Genomic DNA, 17449 nt, shown 5'->3' with positions numbered 1-17449 from the left:
TCTGCAAGATCGAACTCTAACCCAAACCGCTTCCCTACCGCTTGAAGGAGGGCCGTCTTGAGAGGAATGGGAAGAACCCCAAGGGGATCCTCAATCGTGGGGCCTTTAAACTCCGGCCCCAGGATCCGATAAGCCCAGTAGAAAACCCCTTCGTGGATCCTTGGCAAGACCGCCATACTGAACCCAGACGCGTTTAACCAAGCAGTTCCTTGAGCTCCGCTAAGAGCGCTTCTACCCTGGCCCGCTTTTCCGTGGGGAGAGCACTAAAATCCGTCTTCTTCAAGGCGTCGATGACGTCTCCATACCACGCCGCAGGAGCCTTCTCCAAGGCAGGCTTACGCGCGACCAGAACCTCCCGCACCCGGGCCTTCAGGTCCCGCAAGGAGAGGCCCGCCTTCACCTCCTCCAAGAAGGCCTTCCGCAAGGCCTCGTCTTTCACCTTCTTGAGCTCCAGGGCGGCGGTGTAAGGGATCGCCCCCTCCTCCAGGGCCGCCTTCAGGTCCTCAGGGAGGTTGAGGAGGGGGAGGCGGTTCTGCACGAAGCTTTCCCAGGTCATCCGCCCCAGGGCCTGGAAGACCTCCTCCACCCTCTGGGCCTCGGGGGAGGCCATAACGTTATGGCCCGCTTCCCCCCTTTTCTCCTTCCGCATCCGGCGGAGAAGCCCCACCACCTCCTCCACGGGCTTCCCCAAGTCTTCCGATAGCAGGGCGAGGACCCCCACGGTCTCCTCGTAGGGGTTCAGGTCCTCCCGCTGGAGGTTCTCCACCAGGGCGAAAAGCCTCGCCTCCTTTTCGGAGAGCTCCACCACCCGCACCGGGACCTCGGAAAGCCCCGCCATCCGGGCGGCCCGGTACCGCCTCTCCCCGGCCACGATGGCGTACCTCCCGTCCCCCAAGGGCCGCACCAGGAGGGGCTGGAGCACGCCCTTTTCCCGGATGGAGTGGGCGAGGGCCTCGAGTCCCTCAAAGCGCTTGCGGGGCTGGGGAGAAGGGACGAGGGCCTCGAGGGGAAGCGTCTTCCCCCCAGCCTGGACCGGCTTCCCCTCCATCTCCTCCAAGGCGGAAAGCGCCCTGGCCAGGAAGGGGTCCATGGGGCTCGGCTTGCGGCTCATCAGGCCACCTCCTTGTGAAGCTCAGCCTTGACCTGCTCCAGGATCCCCTCCAGAAAGTCCCCGAGGGCCCGCATCTCCCGCCGCACCTCCTCCCCGCCCACCGCTTGCACCGGAAGCCGCTGTACTTGAGCCTCCCGGTACACCGCCGGACGGCGCACCAAGGGGGGTGCTAAGGGGATCCGCCCTCCAAGGCCCTCGAGCTGGGCCAAAACCTCCCGGTCCCGGACCGTCCCTTCCAGCCCGTTAGGGATGAGGGCGCGGACGAAGGCGCCCCCGCCCCACATCCCCAGAGAGGCCAACCCCTCGGCGTAGTCCTGGGCCACGGAAAGCACCGTGGGCAGGGCCTGAAGGCCCTTGGGCGAGGCTTCCACGGGAACCAGAAGGCCGTCCCCGGCCATACCCGCAACTCCAGCCAGGGAGCCCAGAGAGGGCAGGGAGTCTACGAGGATGAGGTCGTACTCCTGCCGGAAGGCTTCCAGGGCTTTCCTCAGGGCGAACATCTTGTAGGGCTCCCGGATGAGGACAAGCTCGGCCCGGGCAAGTTCCACATGCGCGGGGATGAGGCTAACCCCCGGAAGCACCTCCCTCGGCCTGAAGCGTCCCTTACCCTCTAGGAGCCCGAGAAGGGTCTCCTCTACCGGAGCGTCCACGATGCCGAGCCAGGCGGAGAGGTTGGCCTGGGGGTCCACGTCCACGAGAAGAACGCGCTTGCCCCTAGAGGCCATCTCGTACCCCAGGTCCCGGGCCAGGGAGGTCTTCCCCGCCCCCCCGGCGTGGGTGAAGAGGGTGAGCACCACCCCTTCTCCCCCCGGGGCCTCCACCTCCTTGACCACGTACCAGTAGCGGCCAAGGCGCCGCGCGTTGAGTCTCCCCTCCTGGATCTGCTTGAGGGCGCCGGAGTAGGAGAGCCCCTGCTCCAGGGCCCAGTCCTTGAGGGGAATGAGGACGGTCTTCTTCATCTTGGAAGCAATATAACCCGCCTCACGCCGTGAGTCAAATCCCACAGCGGGTGTGTTCTAAATCACCCGGATAAGAGCCTTTCGGCCTCCCTGCCGTGGCCTCGAGGCCAGCAGAACTTCCCTCTACTTCAGGAAGGATCGTCCCAGAGCCTGGCAGGCTCCACCTTCTTCGCCACGAGCCGCCGGGTCTTCAAGCGGGCCTCCCCCTCCACATAGACCCCGCTTCCCACGGGGGGCAGGCCCTCGAGGAGGGCGAGGGGAGCCCAGAGGGTGAGGGTGAAGGGCTCCTTGAGGCGCCCCTTGGGGTTGGGCCGCACCTCGAGGCCAAACCTCCCCTCCTCCCGGTCCACGAAGGCCACGCGGCCCTGGGCGGCCATCAAGGGGTGTCCCTTCCCGTCCCCCCTGGGAACCCCGATCCGACCAAGGCGAAGGGACTTCTCCAGAAGGCCCTGGCCGTTCGTGCGGGGCCAAAAGGTGCCCCGGATGCGCGCCCCCACCAGCTCGGCCATGGGCCGGCCCCGGTGGGCCCGGGGCAGGCGGAGGAAGCTCCCGTCCGGGAGGCGGAGGCGGTAGAAGGTGTAGACCTGGCCGTTCGGGGCCTGGCTTTCCTTCACGAAGACCTGCCCTTCCGCGACCACCACGGCGGCGTAGTGGGCGCCAAACCTTAGGGGAACCCGACTCAGGGAAGGTGAAGGGGGCGTCGTGACCATTCCCCTCTACCCTAGCACACGCGCCTGGAGGACGCTCTCCCGGTCCACCAGGTAGGCCACCCCGTCCACTTCCACGAAGGCCTTGGCCCCGCCCCCGGTCCACCCGGCGAAGTACCCCCGCCTCCCGTCCGGGAGGAGGAGGAGGGCGTCCTTAGGCACCTCTTCGGGCGGGGGCGGGGGAGGGAAGGAGCGCTCGGGCGGGGCGAGGTCCTGGAGCAGGCGGTCCAGGTAGGCCGCGGGGTAGCGGACCACGCCGAGGCGGGCTCCCTTCAGGGTGCGGTCCAGGGCCTGGAGGAAGGCCTCCCCCAGGGGCAGGGCCTCCCGCTCCAGGCGCTCCAGGTAGGCCCGCCAAAGCCCCCCGTGGGCGAAGCCCGGGCGGAAGACCCGGTAGAAGTCCACCCAGAGCCCCGCTTCCTTGAGGCGGGCCTGGAGGCGGTACTTCGTGCCTTCATTCACGAGCACCGGGGAAGATCCAGAAGGGGAAGGGGAGGCCGGAGACGGCGAAGGAACCAGGAAGGTCGCCCGCTCTCCTCCCTCTGAGGGAGAGGCGGAAACCGCCCTTTCCTCTGGGGCTTTGCGGTCAGCCTCTACCTCTTCAGCCTCCTCCGCCTCCGCCGCTTGGGCGTGAGGATGAGGAGGATTTTTTTCTTCAGTGGTTAGTTCTTTTTCTCTTATTTCCCGCACCGAGAGAAGCCCGTCCTGGAGGGCGTTTTCCTCACCCGTGCCTTGCAAAGTTTGCAAGGGGGTCTGCACGGCGTGCACGGGGGCCTGCAGGTCCTGCCCGGGCGGGGCATCGGAAAGCCACCACCCCGTGGCGTCCCGCTCCACCAGGCCCTTTTCCCAGAGGGCGAGCAGGGCCTTCTCCACCGTGCGGGGGTCCCGCCGGAGGAGGAGGGCCAGGTCCTTGGTGGAGGCCTTCTTGTGGTGGAGGTTCCTGCGGGTGGCGAGGGCGAGGAAGACCGCGAACTCCCGGTCGGAGAAGCCGCTGCCGAAGAGCTTGTTGAGCAGGGGGTTGGGGATGAGGGTGAATCCGTTTGGCGATTCCAGATGGGTCCAGCCGATTCGCGCTCCCACGGTTGCCTTCTGGGCCGCTTACCCCCGGCCCTGGGGCCCGTGGGGCTTCCACCCGGGTTGACATTTTCCCTTCCGCTTGGTACCCTCGGATTAGGGGATCTCGAGAGTACCAAGATGCTTGCGGTGAAGGGATCGGGGGAAACCCCGGTCTTCCTGCTTTTACCTACCGCTACGCGTCCTTAGGTGAGCTCTCACCTCCTTAACCCTGGAGTCTAGCACGCTCACCCCAGGGTTGGCTAGCCGCAACTAGAGGTTAGCATACACCACCCATTTTGGCAATACATGGCCTCTATAGCACCCGCCATCCCCGTACCAGGCCCAGGACCTCGGGGCGCTCCTCCTCGAGCCAGAGGGTGGGGAGCTCCGGGTGGAGGGGGTAGAGGGCCAGAGGATCCCTCTCCAGGGCCTCGTGGGGGAAGAAGGCGGCGTAGCCCTGGGCCTTCCCCAGGTAGACCGCCTGGGGCTGGAGAAGAGGCCTGAGCTCGGTGAGGACCCAGACCCTCCGTGCGGTGGGGAAGGGGAGGTCCAGGGTGGCGAGCCACCTCCCCGGGACCTCCAGGAAGGCCAGGCGCTCCACCACCGCTCCCCGGGGAAGCTCGGCCGGAGCGAGGAAGGCCCGGGAGGCGGGCTTGCCTTCCTCCAGCTCTTTGGGAGAGGTGTAGACGGGAAGGGTGAAGGGGACGAAGCCCAGGTCGTCCCCGGGGACATCCTCCCCCATGACCTGGGAGAGGGTGAGGCCGAGGGCCCTGGCGAGGCCCACCAGGTACTGGGCGGAGAGGGTCTTGGGGTCCACGGCGCCCCGCTCGATCTTGGCCATGAGGCTGGTGGAGAAGCCCGCCATGCGGGCGAGCTCTTCCTGGGTAAGGCCAAGCTCCCGCCGCCTCTCGCCGATGCGGAGGACGTGGCGGGGAAGGGGGTGTTTGCTGGTGCGTGGCATGGCCACACGATACGGCCCGTTTCCTCCCGATGCAACGGCATGTAGTCGGTCAGCGCATGCCTTCCTGTGCTCCTTCTCGCGGAGATTGGAGTGCCCTACGCCGTTTTGCCCGCTGACCGAAGAACCTTGGGTGGAGGGCTTGCACCTTGAGGGGGGTACTGTTATAAAACAGGTAGAGGAGGAGCTATGGCACCCCCCTTGCCGGAAGGGCAAAAGCGGGTCTTTTTAGAAGCGGCGCGGCTCCTGCGCCGGGGCCTTTCCCCCACGGCCCATGACCTGACCCGGGCCTTGGGCTTGCGGCCGCAGACCGTGCGCCAGCACCTGGAGGCCCTGGCCCGGAAGGGCCTGGTGGTCCTCTATCCCCAAGGGCACGGCCGCCCCACCCACGTGGAGCTTACGCCGGAGGGGAGGCTGCTTGCGGGCCTCGCCATTCCGGTGGTGGGAAGGGTTCCTGCGGGGCCCCTGGAGGAGGCTCTGGAGGAGGTGGAGGGCCTCATCCCCCTGCCCGCACGCCCTAACCTTTTCGCCCTCGTGGTGGAAGGGGACAGCATGGCGGAGTACCTCCTGGATGGGGACGTGGTGGTGGTGGAGCGGGGGGTGAGGCCGAGGCGAGGGGAGATTGCCGCCGTGCTTCACGAGGGGAAGACCACGCTCAAGTACATCTACCCCCAAGGGGACATGGTGGTCCTCAAACCCCACAACCCCGCCTATCCCACCCTGCGCTTGCCCGCCTCGGAGGTGGAGGTCCAGGGAGTGTTTCGCTTCCTTCTCCGGGGGCGGGAGGCCCTCGAGGCGATGCGGCTTCTTTTGAGGTGGAGCTATGAGCACTGAAGCCCTTTTCCGCGTTCGGGTTGAAGAGGAAGGGAGGTCAGGATTCCGGCTGTTGCGGTTGCTCCCCTCCCGGGAGCGGTTGGTGGTGGTTCTACGTGAAAGCGCCCTCGAGGGGCTTTTGCGCCTTCCCGAGGGTTCCTTCCGCAGGCTGGCCCACGGCGAGGCCAGCGTGGTGTCCATGGCCAGCCTGCTCCCCGAGGAGCGGCTGCAGCTGGAGACCCTGGGCTACGCTCGGACCTTCAGGCGGCCCAAGGGGGAGGTGGCGGCGGAGGTCTTCTTCCTCCAGGAGGAGATCCCCCTGGTTTGGGCGAGACTGGACCTGGACGGGGCGGGGGTGGTGCTGGAGGCCTTCTTGGAACCCGAGGAGGTGCTCTAAGGGCCCGGGGGCCTAGCGGCCCCACGGGAAGGGGCGTGGACCCACTCACCCAGGCGATCGACACGGTGGACCTGCCGGAGCTCGTGGCCCGGCTCTTCCCAGAGTCGGGGGCCAGGCCCGGCAGGCCCGGGCTTTACCGGGCGGTCTGGCGGGGGGACAAGAAGCCCTCCCTCTCCCTCTTCAAGGCCGGGGGAGTGTGGTTCTTCCGGGACCACGCCACCGGGGAGAGCGGCAACGCCTACCACCTGCTCCTCGCCGCGGGCTTCTCCAAGGCGGAGGCGGTGGAGATCCTCCTCGGGGAGAGGCCCCTCCCCGAGCTCCCGAAGCGGCTCCGGCGCGGGAAGGAGAAGCCCAAGCCCCCGGTGGACCTGGGGGCCGCGCTCTCCGAGGCCCAGGCCCGCCTCAGGGAAGCGAAGGAGCTCCCCGAGGTCCTGAAGGGGCGGGGGCTCACCCTGAGGGAAGCGGTCCTCCTCGGGATGGGGCTTTCCCCCGAGGGGGACCTCTACCTTCCGGTCTATGACCCGGAGGGGAGGGTGGTGGCGGTGAAGGTGCGGCACCGGGAGCCCAAGGAGGGCCAGCGCTATCGCTACCTCACCCGGGGGTGCGGCACGCCGCCCTGGTACGGCCCGGGCTACGGGAAGCGGGCGGGGGTCCTGGTGGTGGAGGGGGAGCTCAACGCCGTGGCCCTCTACCTCGCCGTGGGGGACCTCCTGGACGTGGTGGGGGTGGCCGGGGTGAACGGCACCCTCCCCGAGCCGGACGGCAGGCCCACCTTTCTCCTCCTGGACGGGGACGAGGCCGGGAGGAAGGCGGCGGAGATGTGGCAGCAGGAGCTTGGGGGCTACCTGCTCACCCCCCTCGAGGGCGGCGACGCATGCGAGGTGGCCGAGGCCCTGGGCCGGGAAGCCCTCCGGAAGGAGGTCCTCGCCCGGGTGGCGGAGGCCTTCCTGGAAAGGGAAGGTGTGTAAGATGCGGTCTATGGAAGCCCACCTGGTCCCCTTCGGCGAGGGCCACCTCCTGGTCTCGGAGGCGGGAGTCTTCGCCCTGGCGAAGGAGGCGCGCCAGGCCGAGGCCCTAGGCCGGGAGGCCTACGCCCTCCTCGCCCTCCCCGTGGTGCCCCTGGTGGTGGGGAGCTACCGGCGGGGCTACCACGAGGGGGTCCTCCACGTGGCCTCCCTGGAGGAGCACCTCCAGGCGCTTCCCCGGGTCCTCTCCCCGGCGGACGTGGGCCGGATCGCCGCCTTCCTCAAGGGGGAAGGGGAGAGGCCGGAGGCGCGCCTCCTCCAGCCGGGCCGCCCGGAAACCCCACGGGAGGTGCCTCCTCGGGAGGAGACCCAGACCGGACTGCCCCCACTGCCTCAGGAGGCGCCCCCTGAGGCCTCCCGGCGGGAAATGGGAAGGCTCTTCATCCAGGAGCGGACCCCTTCTCCGCCAGGAGAACGCGGGGCCTTCCCCTCTTCCCCCAGGGTGAGGCGGTTTCCCCTGGTGCCCCTTCTCCTCCTCGCCGCTTCCCTTCCCCTCGTCCTCTACCCCGCCTTTGCGGGGGCCATCCCCGGAGCCCTGGCCCTCTTTCCCGCCCTGAACCTCCTCCTGGTGCAGGACCGCCTGCTTAAGCGCGGGGGGACTGCCCGGGAGTACGTGGACGCCTTCAAGGGGCTCCTCTTCGGCCTGGCCCTGGTGGCCCTCCTGGGGGGAGCAGTCCACGGGGTTCTCCTCTCCCTGGCGGGGGGCCTGGCCTGGGCCCTCCTCCCCGCCCTCTACGGGGTGGCCGCCGGGCTCAGGCCCCTCCCCCTGGGCCGCCCCGCCCGCCTCTACGCCCAGGCGGTGGGGGACGCCCTGGGGCCCGCCGCCCTCCTCGCTCCCGTGGCCCTGCTCTACGCCGTGCCCTTGGGGCTCGCCCTCGCCGCCTTGGGCCTCCTGGCCCTCCTAGGAGGATACCTGGGGGAGGACTAGCAACAAAGGCTTGCCTAGCTACCCAATATATGGCAACATGAGGGCATGCGGTTGCGTGCCGTGTTGCTGGCTCTAACCATGGCCCTTCCGGCCCAGGCCCAGGTGGTGCTCAAGACCTATTACGCGGAGGACCTGGTAAAGACCCCGGGGCTTCTGGAGGTAAGCCCAGGCTTCACCACGGTCATCGACTTCTGGGACACGGTGGACGCCGCCTTCTCCGCCAAGCGGGAGCTCCTTCGCCTCGAGGGGGGCGGGAGCAGGCTCCTCCTCTCCACGGGGATGATGGGCACCCAGACGGGGGCGGTGCCCGTGAAGAGCGGGATGACCGACCTGGTGGTGGAGGTGGGGGGGAGGACCCTCCTCTTCACGGTGCGCATCGGGCCGGGGGAGTACCCGAGGCGGTACCAGGTGCTCCTCAAGCGGACCCAGGGGGGGACCTACGCCCCTCTCTCCCAGACTCCTTCCACTCCCACGGCGGGGCCTGCCCAAAGCTCCTCCCCCGCTCCTTCTCCCACCCCCAGCCCTCAGGTTCAGGCCCCGGCGGTGCACTTCACCACCACCGTGGAGGCCCCTTCCGGGGAGGAGGGGAGGGTGAGCGTCTTCTTCACCCTGGAGAACCGGGGAAGCCGCCCCGTGAGCTTCGCCCTCAACGATCTCCAGATCCTGCAGGAGGGGAAGCCCCTCCGGTTTGAGGTGCGCCGGGACCCCCTAAAGGCGGTCCTGAACCCCGGAGAGGGGCAGAGCGGGGTCATCGTGGTCCACGGGGCGAGGCCCGGGGAACTCCTCCTCAGGTGGCGGGGGGTGGAGCTCGGGCCCGGGAGGAGCTTCCTCCTGGAGAGGCGGCTTTTGGGCAAGACCATCGAGGTCCAGACGGAAGGGAGGTAGAATGGACCTCCTCGCGCCTTGGCGGGAAGGCCCCTACACCCTACAGGAGGCCCTGGAGCGCTACGGGGAGGCCCTGGTGGGGGAGGCCCTGAGGCAACGGGTGCTGAAGCCGGTGATGACCCGGCTCGGCCCCGTCCTGGTCCCGGCGGCCAAGGGCCGGAAGCGCCTCGGGCTCACCCGGTACTACACCCCCAGGGCGGGGGCCCTGGAGATGGCCCTCCTGGTGCGGCGGCAGGCGGAGGCCATGGAGAGGGAGGGCTGGCGCGTGCTCAAGCGGCAGGGAAGCAGGGCCGTTTTGGAGAAGGACGGGGAGCGGGTGCTCGTGGTGGGAAACCGTGGGCCCGTGGGAAGGCGGCCCAGGCCCCAGGACGACCTCGAGGCCACCGCTAGCCGGGTGGTGGTCCTGGTCCCCGAGGGGGCGAAGCGGTCCCGGATAGAGGTGAAGGAGGTGCGGATTGGAAGCGGTTGACGCCATGAAGGACCTGGTGATGAGCCTGGAGCCCCCCAAGGCGGTGATCCTCGCCATCACCACCCTGGGCCTCGCCCTGGGCGGCCTCCTCATCGCCATCGGGGAGCGGGACCGGGGGGTAGGCTATCTCATCGCCGCCCTCCTCGGGGGGATCCTCGCCTGGAACGCCAGGGCCCTCCTGAGCCTGTTTGGAGTATGAACGAGGTCCTTTGTGTCGTGAGCCGGCTGGTGTGCGCCCTCACCCCCCCTGTGGTCCTAGTGGGGGCGCTCGTCCTCTTGGCGGTGATCTTCCTGGGCTACCGAGTGGTGATGGGGGACCTCCGGCGGGCCAAGTGGAGCCTGGCGGCCCTCCTCCTGCTGGCCGGGCTCCTCGCTCCGGTGCCGAACGGGCAGGGCGGGAGGACGGCGGCCTTCTACCCTCTTATCCGCATGCTCACCGGGGGGTACGGGGCCTGCACCTTCATCGGGCCGCCTCCCCGGTACACCCCTTCCCCGGACGAAAGGCCCGTGAAGGGCCTCTCGTGTGGGGGGGCATGAGGGCTTTGGTGTAAAATGACCTATATGGTGAAAAAGGCGGACTTCACCACCCTCACCCTGGACGCCCAGGGCCGGGTGCTCCTTCCCCGTCCCCTCCGCCAGGCCCTGGGCCTGGGGCCGGGGGCCAGGCTGGTGGCCCTGGTGGAGGACGGGCGCCTGGTCCTCACCCCCTGGGAGCGGCTGGAGGAGGAGCTTTGGGCGGAGCTCGCCGACATCCAGGAAAGCCTCGCCGAGGAACTTCTGAGGGAGCGCCGCCTGGAGGCCGAGAAGGATGCCTGAGGGGCCGCGAAAGCTCCTTGACGCCTCGGCCCTTCTCGCCTACCTGCAGAGGGAGCCGGGCTTTGAGGCGGTGCGGGAGGCCCTTCGGGAGGGGGCGGCCATCAGCGCGGTGAACCTCGCCGAGGTGGCGGGCAAGCTCAAGGCCAGGGGGAAGGACCCGGAGCGCATCGTGAGGCGGCTTTTGGCCATGGGCCTCGAGGTCCTGCCCTTCACCCTGGAGGAGGCCCTGGAGGCGGGGGCTCTTGACCCCCTGACCCGGCCCCTGGGCCTTTCCCTGGGGGACCGGGCCTGCCTGGCCGCCGGGAGGGTGCGCGGCCTGGCCGTCCTCACCGCGGACCGAACCTGGGCCGGGGTGGTGCCGGGCGTGGAAGTGGTGGTGGTGCGCTAGGCCCACGGGGCCAGGAGGACCCTCGCCCCCGGGAGGAACCGCCTCAGGTAGGCCACCCGCTCCGGGACGGGGGCGCCCCAGACCTGCCCCACGAACCTCAGGGCGAAGGCCTCCCCCTTGGCCCGGACCCGGGCCCGGGCATAGGCCCCGGCGTCGTACTCCAGGGCCACGGGGCCTTCGGAGGTGAGCCAGACCCCATCGGGCTCCTCCACGGGGTGGCGGGGCTTGGGGCTCACCCGCCACACCCTGGGGTCAGGAGGCACCCCGAGGAGGAGGCGCATCTCCGCCAGGCCCGCCAGGTGGCGGAGGGCGGTGAGGGGGTAGCGGGCCACGCTCGGGTGGGCCCAGAAGGCCACGGGCTCCTCCTTCCGGTAGTAGGTGAGGCCCAGGTAGCCCTCCACCCGCACCGCCTCTTCGGGGGGGACGAGGCCCCAGCGCCGGACCTGCCCCTCGGACCAGGCGAGGTCCACGGCGAGGGGGTTCACGCTCATTGCCCGGCCCCCAGCACCAGGACCGTGAGGGGCGTCCCCTGAGCCACCTCCGCCACCCGGACCACGGCCCTCGTGCCCTCCGGGACGGAGAAAAGGTCCGCCGCCGCCGCCCCCAAGAAGAGCTCCAGGGGCGGGGTCTGCCCCTGCTGGATCACCGTGCCCGAGGGCGTGGTGGTGACGGTGGTCTGCTGGCTCCGGGCCCGCACGTAGTCGGAGAGGCCCCGCAGGGAGCCCCGCACCAGGTCGGCCACCAGGGAGGGGGCTTCCTCCCGGACCTGGGCGGGGAGGCCCTGGGCGAGGTCAGAACCCAGGACCACGGCCCGCACGGGGAAGACCTTCCCCGCCAGGACCGCCTGGTCCAGGTTCACCTCCACCCGGCGGGTGGGGGAGAGCTTGGCCTTGCCCAGGAAGGTGGCCCCGTCCTCCGTCTCCAGGGCCACGGGGACCTCCTGCCCCTCGGGCACCACGAGCCTCACCGCGAGCCTCCCCTCGAGGCGCGCCCCGGGGAGGTAGGGGGAGGAGGCCGTGGCGGGAGGCGTGGAAGAGGCCGTGGAAGGAGGCGTGGAGGGGGCCTGCCTCCCCCCGAAGACCTCGGGCAGGTTGGCCTCGAAGAGGCCAGGCCCCTGGGGGGCCTGGGGCGGGGCGGGAGAGGAGGGGACCGCCTGGGGCGCCTCGGTCTTCCTGTAGGCCACGAAGGAGGAGACGGGGGCCACCTGGCCCGAGGCGCTACCCGCCTGGCCCTGGTAGACGGCGAGGCCCGGACCGGCGGGGGCCTCCTGGGCCTGGGCCTTCAGGGGCACGGAGAGGGAGGGCTTTTCGGGGGCCTCCTGGGCCTGGCCCATGTAGAGGGCCATGGAGGGCGAGGCGGCCTGGGCCTCCCCGGTGGGACGGAGGTAGAGGGTGAGGGAGGGCCCCTCCGTGGGCATGGGCGCGGCCTGGGCGGAGTAGGCTCCCGCGCCTCCCAGGGTCTGGGGCGGGGGAGGCACCTCCCCGGTGGCCGAGGGCGTGGGCGGAGGGGGGACGGCCTCGAGGCGTTCTCCTGACGGAGAAGCGACCGGGGTGGCCGTGGACTGGGACTGGGGCGCGGCCTCCCCCGTGGCCCCGGAAGCGCCAGCCGGGGGTGCGGGAGCCTCCTGGGCCTGGGCCTGAGGGGGCGTTCCGGAGGCCGCCTGGGGAGCGGTGGCCGCCTGCTGGACCTGGGGGGAGGGGTGAGCCTGGGCCGGGCGCTTGGGGCCTCCCAGGTTGTTCAGGGCCCACATGAAGACGACGAGGCCCATCAGGCCCCCCACCCCGATTAGGATCTGCTTGGGACGGGAGGGCACCCACTCCCCGGTAAGCTCGTCATACCGGTTGAAGAGGCGGTTGTAGAGGTCCCGGAGGAAGGCCCGCTTCTTCACCTCCCGGCGGACCTCCTCCTCCGGGGGCCTGACCTGCTCGAACTCGATCCCCTCCTCCAGGAGGGCGGCGAGCTCCGGGTCCTTCTCCCTGAGCTCCTCCAGTAGGGCGTAGAAGCCGGGCTCGTCTGGCCCGGGGAGCTTCTTGCCGAGCTTTTCCTCCGCTTCCTTGCGCACCTCGGGGTTCAGCCTCACGCCCTCATGTTGCCACAAAAGGGCAGGGTTTTGCTATAATGGCAGTCGTATGAGGTTGAAAGGGGGTGGGAACGCGCGAGTCAAGGTTGTGGGGATGGACGGGCTTCAGGCTTTGGGCTTCGGGCTTCTTGACCTTTTGGGAGGTAGAGCGTGCTGAAGAAGCTGGCTAAGGGTTTCAAGACGGAGCACTTCCGGTTCTTCGTGCTGGCGTTGGCGGTGGGCCTCGCCCTCTTCGGGGTGGCGGAGGCGCAGGCGAACCCGGCGGACCAGGCCTTCGGCAACGTGGCGAACGCCATCTGCACCATCGTGGGCTACCTGAAGGGCCCCATCGGCCTGGGGATCATCATCCTCATGTTCGCCGTGGGTGGCATATCCCTCGCCATCGGTGGGCGCAACGCCATGCCCCTCATGATCGGGGCGGGCATCGGGGGCATCATCATCGCCGCCGCACCCTACTTCGCCAAGATGTTCTTCGGGAACGCCACCGCTCCGGCCAACGCCTCGGCCTGCACGAACCTCCTCTGAACCATGCTCAGGCTCCGGGTGTGGCGGCTCTACCAACCCCTGACGCTCCTCGGCCTCGAGCTTTGGCAACTCTTCCTCGGGGCCGTGGCCATGACCCTGGGGCTCCAGGTGGGCGGGAGCCTGCCGCACCCGGCCCTGGGGCTGGTGCTGGCGGGCGTGGCGGGCTTTCTGGCGGTGAAGTTTTCCGACCGCTTGCGGATGCGCTTCCCCGGGGCGAGCCTCTGGCAGGAAATCGCCTGGCTCACCCAGAAGGAGCGCTACCGCCCCGAGCGGGACGAGGACACGACTCCCCTGATCTATGACGAGCGCTTCCAGAGGTAGCCCCTTCTCCCGGGCGCGGGAGGACTCCCTCACCGCGCTCTTGCCGTACTGGGAGATCCAGGACGGCCTCGTGGTCCTGAACGATGGGCGGGTGGAGCTCGGGGTTCGGCTGGAGCTTCAGCCCACCCTCTTCACCAGCACCGCCTACATGGAGGGCCTGGTGGGGGTCATCAAGACCATCCTTCGGAGCGGCGTGCCCGAGGGAAGCCGGGCCCGGCTCGTGGTGGAGGTCTCCCCGGCCCCCTTCGCCCGGGTGGAGCGGTACCGGAGCCTCGAGCCCTCCCACCCCACGGCCCGCTTCCTGCAGGAAAGGCGCTACGAGGCCTGGCGGGAGCGGTGGCAGAAGGGGCAGGTCCTGGAGAAGCGGGTCTACCTCAGCGTCCTCCTGGGCAGGCCCCGGCACAAGCGGCGCCGGGTGCCCTTCACCCCGGAGGAGTGGAAGGAGGTGGTGGCGGAGGCGGAGCGGGTGCGGACCCGGATCATCCGCGCGGCTTCCGCCTACCGCGTCCTCGCCTTCCCCATGGGCGACCAGGAGCTCTTCGCCGTCCTCTACCGCTACTTCAACCCCGCCCTGGCCCTTGCGGAGGTGCCCCAGTACCAACAGACCTGGCAACGCTACCCCCGGGAGGCCATCCGCCGCATCCCTTCTCTCAGGCCCCCCACCCTCCGGGCCCAGATCGCCCGGAGTGAGGTGGACAACTCCTACCGGGACGCCCTCTACGTGGGGGGGATGTGGGCGGGGGTCCTCTCCCTCTACACGGTGCCGGACGAGACCTACGCGGAGATGGGGGACGTGCTGGCCCAGGCCGGGGGGGACCGCTTCTACCTGGTCATGGACTTCCTCCACGAGCCCTTCGAGCTCGCCATCCGGGCCCTCAAGGCCCGGGCGAGGCGGTACTACTCCGCCTCCCAGTCGGGGACCTACGTGGACCCCAATGTGCGGGTGGGGCAGGTGGAGACGGAGGGGGCCATCACCCACGTCTCCCAGACGGGGGACCACATCTTCCAGGTGGGGGCGAGCCTGGTCCTCCTGGAGCGGGACCGGGAGACCCTGGAGGAGCGGGTGAGCCAGGCGGTGAGCACCCTGAGCCAGGTTCCGGGGAACCCCTTCCGGGTCCTCAGGAACGGCCTCCTCGCCCCCTGGCTCACCCTCGCCCCCTTCTCCGGGGGGATAGCGGAGGAGAAGGTCTACCTCCTGGAGACCAACGCCGCCCACTTCTTCCCCACCACGGGGGCCTGGTCGGGAAGCCCGAGGCCCGTGGCCCTCTTCCGGAACCGCCAGGGGGCCCTGGTCTCCGTGGACCCCTTCGACAAGCGGATGCGGAACTACAACGGCATCGTGGTGGGGGGCTCGGGCTCGGGGAAGACCTTCGCGGTGCAGTACCTCCTCTCGGAGCTCTTGCGGGACGAGAAGGCGAGCGTGGTCATCCTGGACCGGGGCAAGAACTACCAGGCCCTGGTGGAGGCCTTCGGCGGGGCCATGGTGGAGATCCGCCCCGGGGCGGGCACCAGCATCAACCCCTTTGACCTCGAGGAGGGGGAGGTGGAGCCCACCCCGGAGAAGAAGGGGGACCTACTGAAGCTCCTCCGGGCCATGGTCCCCCCCGGGGGCGACCCCACCCAGGAGGCGGTGGAGAACGCCATCCTGGAGGCGGCCATAGACCAGACCTACAAGCGGGCCACCACCGTGGACCTGAGGGAGGACGGCACCGAGGAGAAGCGCTACCTCGGGGCCAGGCTCTCCGACCTGGTGAAGACCCTCCTCACCCTGGACGAGATCGGGGGGCGGGGGGTGTCCCCCTCGGAGAAGGAGGTGGCCCGAAGCCTCGCCCTCCGGCTCCAGTCCTGGACCGGGGACTCCCCCATGGGCAGTTTCGTGGACCGCCCTACCTCCGTCCCCGTGAGCACGGCCCGGGTGGTGTGCTACGAGCTCGAGGGCCTGGACGCCTACGAGGGCCTGGACGTGGTGGGCACGGTGCTCATGGCCGACCTCATCTGGAAGCGGGCGAAGGAGGGGAAGAAGCGGGGGGAGGAGCGGAACCTCCTGGTGGTCCTGGACGAGGCCTGGAAGGTGTTCAAGAACCCCTACGCCGCGAGCCTGGTGGAGGAGCTCTACCGCCGGTTCCGGCACCTGGGTGGCGGGATTTGGAGCATCACCCAAAGCCTCCAGGACTACAGCGGGGAGAGCGCGGGGAGGATTCTCCAGAACACCACCTGGGTCTTCCTCTTCCGGGTGCAGGGGGAGGAGGAGCACGTGCGAAGAGTCTTCGGCCTCTCCGACCGGGCCATGGCCGTGTGGAATTCCTTGGGGGGCGTCAAGGGGCTTTACGGGGAGGTGATGGTGTGGGCGGTGCGAGACGACCGGAAGGAGGGGGACGTGCTCCAGCTGTGGCCCACGCCCTACGACTACTGGCTCTTCACCAGCGCCCAGGAGGAAGCGGCCCGGAGGAAGGCCTTGGTGGAGAGGTACGGGGGGGATGTCCTCAAGGCGGTGGTGGACCTCGCGGAGGGGCGGGCATGAGGGCTTGGATCCCCAAGATCGCTTCGCTGACCTTCGCCTTCGCCCTCCTCCCCGCCCTCGCGGTGAGGGTGGCGTGGCTTTCCCCGAGGCCCGGGACCTACCCGGAGGGGCGGGTCCTGGTGGTGGAGGCCCGGGTGGCGCCCGAGCCGGGGGAGAGGGTCCTCGAGGTGAGGGGTGTGGCCCTTCCTTCGGGGCGGGAGGTCTTCCGCACCACCTCCCTCCAGGTGAAGCGGTACTGGGACACCGGGGGCTTTGGCGGCACCACGGCGCTTCGCCTGGAGGTGGACTACACCGGGGAGAAGACGGGCACGGCCTACGCCCTCCTCGCCCTCCAGGTCCAGGGGACGGGGCTTTCGGGCCAGAACCTCCAGGCCCAGGGCCTCATGGAGGACCTGGACGGCTTCATCGCCCAGGCCTGCCGCTTCATCGGCTTCTACGAGCTCTCCTCGGTACGGTGGCTGTGCACCGCCCACCGGACCGTGAAGAAGGCGGTGAACTACTGGAACCAGCTCGGGGACATGTGGGAGGACTTCAAGAACCAGGCCATCTACTACGGCACCGGGCTGGCCCTGGACTGGCTGGGCAAGGGGCTTGGCCTCCACCAGCTCAACCCCCTGGTGGACCAGGTGGACCAGGCCCTGACGGACCTCATGAGCGACATCCGCCGCCAGAAGAACGCCATCCTGAACGCCCTGGCCCGGGCGCGGGCGGAGCAGTTGCGGGAACTGGACGCCTGGAAGCCCGGGGACGACCCCCTCTACTGGGGCCCGGAGTGGTGGACCCGGCTCATCTCCGGGGTGGTGCCCCAGCTGGGCTTCCAGGCCACGACCCAGAGCCTCGCCGACCTCCAGCGCACCGCCCAGCTCCTGGAGAACCAGTCCCGGGTGGCCCAGAACGTGAAGAACCAGCAGGAGAACCTGAGCCTGGAGAGCACCCTCCAGGACCTCTGGGACACCCTGGGGGCCGCCTGGAACTTCATCGCCGAGGCGGTGTCCAAGGGGTGGGCCTCCCTCACCGGGGGGCTTTCCGGGGCGAGCGTGGTGGGGGCGCAAAGCGCTTCCCCGGGAGGCGCCCTTGGGGCCCAGAACACCCCGGGGGGCTCCGGGGGCACCTCCGGCTCGGGCGGCACCAGCGGCTCCGGCTCGGGGGGCGTGATGGACCCCGGCATCACGGAAAGGCTCATCTCCGAGGCCCAGACCGCCCCCTCCACCCGGGAGGTGACGGAGGTGGTGGTGAAGGGCTTCGCCGAGCTCATCCGCCTGCAGGCCCAGGACTCTTTCCGGGCCGTGCAGGAGATGAAGAACCTCGCCGCCCAGCAGGCCATGACCGTGGAGCAACTGGTCCAGGTGAACCAGAACTTGGTGGAGCTCATCAGGAAGCAGGAGCGTAGCGCCGAGGACCAGCTACGGGCCCTCATGGGCCAGGTGGCCTCCCAGGCGGAGGTCGTGTCAAGATTTATGTGTAAGCGTCTGTGTACGGGGGGCATACCTCTC

Annotated in this window: 21 protein-coding genes; 14 read left to right on the top strand and 7 right to left on the bottom strand. The window is 69.5% G+C overall.

Annotation, left to right across the window (positions count from 1 at the left end; translation table 11 throughout):
• Window positions 1–193: 193 nt before the first annotated feature.
• The 5 genes from QT17_RS05080 to QT17_RS05060 form a co-directional block, all read right to left on the bottom strand.
• Window positions 194–1111 (bottom strand): ParB/RepB/Spo0J family partition protein, encoded by a 918-nt coding sequence (locus tag QT17_RS05080; protein ID WP_081995776.1) that lies wholly within the window; start codon window positions 1109–1111, stop codon window positions 194–196.
• Complete coding sequence (locus QT17_RS05075; RefSeq protein WP_039457267.1) at window positions 1111–2070, bottom strand: ParA family protein; 960 nt, start codon at window positions 2068–2070, stop codon at window positions 1111–1113. Before QT17_RS05075 ends, QT17_RS05080 begins: the two co-directional genes overlap by 1 nt.
• A gap of 128 nt (window positions 2071–2198) precedes the next feature.
• Complete coding sequence (locus tag QT17_RS05070) at window positions 2199–2711, bottom strand: hypothetical protein (protein ID WP_235283767.1); 513 nt, start codon at window positions 2709–2711, stop codon at window positions 2199–2201.
• 75 nt (window positions 2712–2786) lie between these two features.
• A complete protein-coding gene (locus tag QT17_RS05065; RefSeq protein ID WP_039457263.1) occupies window positions 2787–3854 on the bottom strand; it encodes a hypothetical protein in 1068 nt (355 codons plus the stop codon).
• A 289-nt stretch (window positions 3855–4143) separates the two neighbouring features.
• Complete coding sequence (locus tag QT17_RS05060) at window positions 4144–4791, bottom strand: helix-turn-helix domain-containing protein (protein ID WP_039457260.1); 648 nt, start codon at window positions 4789–4791, stop codon at window positions 4144–4146.
• A gap of 186 nt (window positions 4792–4977) precedes the next feature.
• Here QT17_RS05060 and QT17_RS05055 point away from each other — a divergent pair, with 186 nt between their 5' ends.
• The 10 genes from QT17_RS05055 to QT17_RS05010 are packed head-to-tail and all read left to right on the top strand — an operon-like array spanning window position 4978 to window position 10509.
• The gene (locus QT17_RS05055) at window positions 4978–5622 is read left to right on the top strand and encodes a LexA family transcriptional regulator (protein ID WP_039457257.1); all 645 of its coding nucleotides are present in this window, start codon (window positions 4978–4980) and stop codon (window positions 5620–5622) included.
• Window positions 5612–5998 carry a hypothetical protein gene (locus QT17_RS05050; RefSeq protein WP_014511050.1) on the top strand — a complete coding sequence of 129 codons (387 nt, stop codon included), beginning with the start codon at window positions 5612–5614 and terminating at the stop codon, window positions 5996–5998. The genes QT17_RS05055 and QT17_RS05050 overlap by 11 nt, the downstream gene beginning before the upstream one ends.
• A 35-nt stretch (window positions 5999–6033) precedes the next feature.
• The gene (locus QT17_RS05045; protein ID WP_039457255.1) at window positions 6034–6966 is read left to right on the top strand and encodes a toprim domain-containing protein; all 933 of its coding nucleotides are present in this window, start codon (window positions 6034–6036) and stop codon (window positions 6964–6966) included.
• Between the two features lie 10 nt (window positions 6967–6976).
• Window positions 6977–7951, top strand: a complete 975-nt coding sequence (locus QT17_RS05040; protein WP_039457252.1) for a hypothetical protein — start codon at window positions 6977–6979, stop codon at window positions 7949–7951.
• Between the two features lie 45 nt (window positions 7952–7996).
• Window positions 7997–8836: a hypothetical protein gene (locus tag QT17_RS05035; protein ID WP_039457249.1), complete on the top strand. Its 840-nt coding sequence runs from the start codon at window positions 7997–7999 to the stop codon at window positions 8834–8836.
• A 1-nt stretch (window position 8837) separates the two neighbouring features.
• A complete protein-coding gene (locus QT17_RS05030) occupies window positions 8838–9305 on the top strand; it encodes a hypothetical protein (protein WP_039457247.1) in 468 nt (155 codons plus the stop codon).
• Entirely contained in the window at window positions 9292–9504 is a 213-nt protein-coding gene (locus tag QT17_RS05025; protein WP_235283765.1) for a hypothetical protein, read from the top strand. The genes QT17_RS05030 and QT17_RS05025 overlap by 14 nt, the downstream gene beginning before the upstream one ends.
• Window positions 9505–9521: 17 nt before the next feature.
• Entirely contained in the window at window positions 9522–9842 is a 321-nt protein-coding gene (locus QT17_RS13975; protein WP_152607332.1) for a hypothetical protein, read from the top strand.
• 24 nt (window positions 9843–9866) lie between these two features.
• Window positions 9867–10121, top strand: coding sequence for an AbrB/MazE/SpoVT family DNA-binding domain-containing protein (locus QT17_RS05015; RefSeq protein ID WP_039457276.1), 255 nt, complete (start codon window positions 9867–9869; stop codon window positions 10119–10121).
• Entirely contained in the window at window positions 10114–10509 is a 396-nt protein-coding gene (locus QT17_RS05010; RefSeq protein ID WP_014511042.1) for a type II toxin-antitoxin system VapC family toxin, read from the top strand. Before QT17_RS05015 ends, QT17_RS05010 begins: the two co-directional genes overlap by 8 nt.
• On the opposite strand, the gene QT17_RS05005 is transcribed toward QT17_RS05010, so the two are convergent.
• Both QT17_RS05005 and QT17_RS05000 read right to left on the bottom strand, forming a co-directional pair.
• Window positions 10506–11000, bottom strand: coding sequence for a hypothetical protein (locus QT17_RS05005; RefSeq protein ID WP_039457238.1), 495 nt, complete (start codon window positions 10998–11000; stop codon window positions 10506–10508). The genes QT17_RS05010 and QT17_RS05005 overlap by 4 nt on opposite strands.
• Window positions 10997–12589 carry a hypothetical protein gene (locus QT17_RS05000; protein WP_039457236.1) on the bottom strand — a complete coding sequence of 531 codons (1593 nt, stop codon included), beginning with the start codon at window positions 12587–12589 and terminating at the stop codon, window positions 10997–10999. The genes QT17_RS05005 and QT17_RS05000 overlap by 4 nt, the downstream gene beginning before the upstream one ends.
• A 150-nt stretch (window positions 12590–12739) precedes the next feature.
• On the opposite strand from QT17_RS05000, the gene QT17_RS04995 reads away from it, so the two are divergent.
• The 4 genes from QT17_RS04995 to QT17_RS04980 form a co-directional block, all read left to right on the top strand.
• On the top strand, window positions 12740–13114 hold the full coding sequence (locus tag QT17_RS04995) for a TrbC/VirB2 family protein (protein WP_039457233.1): 375 nt from the start codon (window positions 12740–12742) through the stop codon (window positions 13112–13114).
• 3 nt (window positions 13115–13117) lie between these two features.
• Window positions 13118–13435 carry a hypothetical protein gene (locus QT17_RS04990; RefSeq protein WP_014632329.1) on the top strand — a complete coding sequence of 106 codons (318 nt, stop codon included), beginning with the start codon at window positions 13118–13120 and terminating at the stop codon, window positions 13433–13435.
• A complete protein-coding gene (locus QT17_RS04985; RefSeq protein WP_039457230.1) occupies window positions 13413–15956 on the top strand; it encodes a VirB4 family type IV secretion system protein in 2544 nt (847 codons plus the stop codon). Before QT17_RS04990 ends, QT17_RS04985 begins: the two co-directional genes overlap by 23 nt.
• Window positions 15953–17449: hypothetical protein (locus QT17_RS04980; RefSeq protein WP_052155166.1), on the top strand; the 1497-nt coding region annotated here is incomplete at its 3' end. The genes QT17_RS04985 and QT17_RS04980, both read left to right, overlap by 4 nt.

Source organism: Thermus sp. 2.9 (genome assembly GCF_000794385.1).
Taxonomy (GTDB): domain Bacteria; phylum Deinococcota; class Deinococci; order Deinococcales; family Thermaceae; genus Thermus; species Thermus thalpophilus.
Note: the sequence above shows the minus strand (reverse complement) of the source record. Positions and strands in the feature narration are given on the sequence as shown.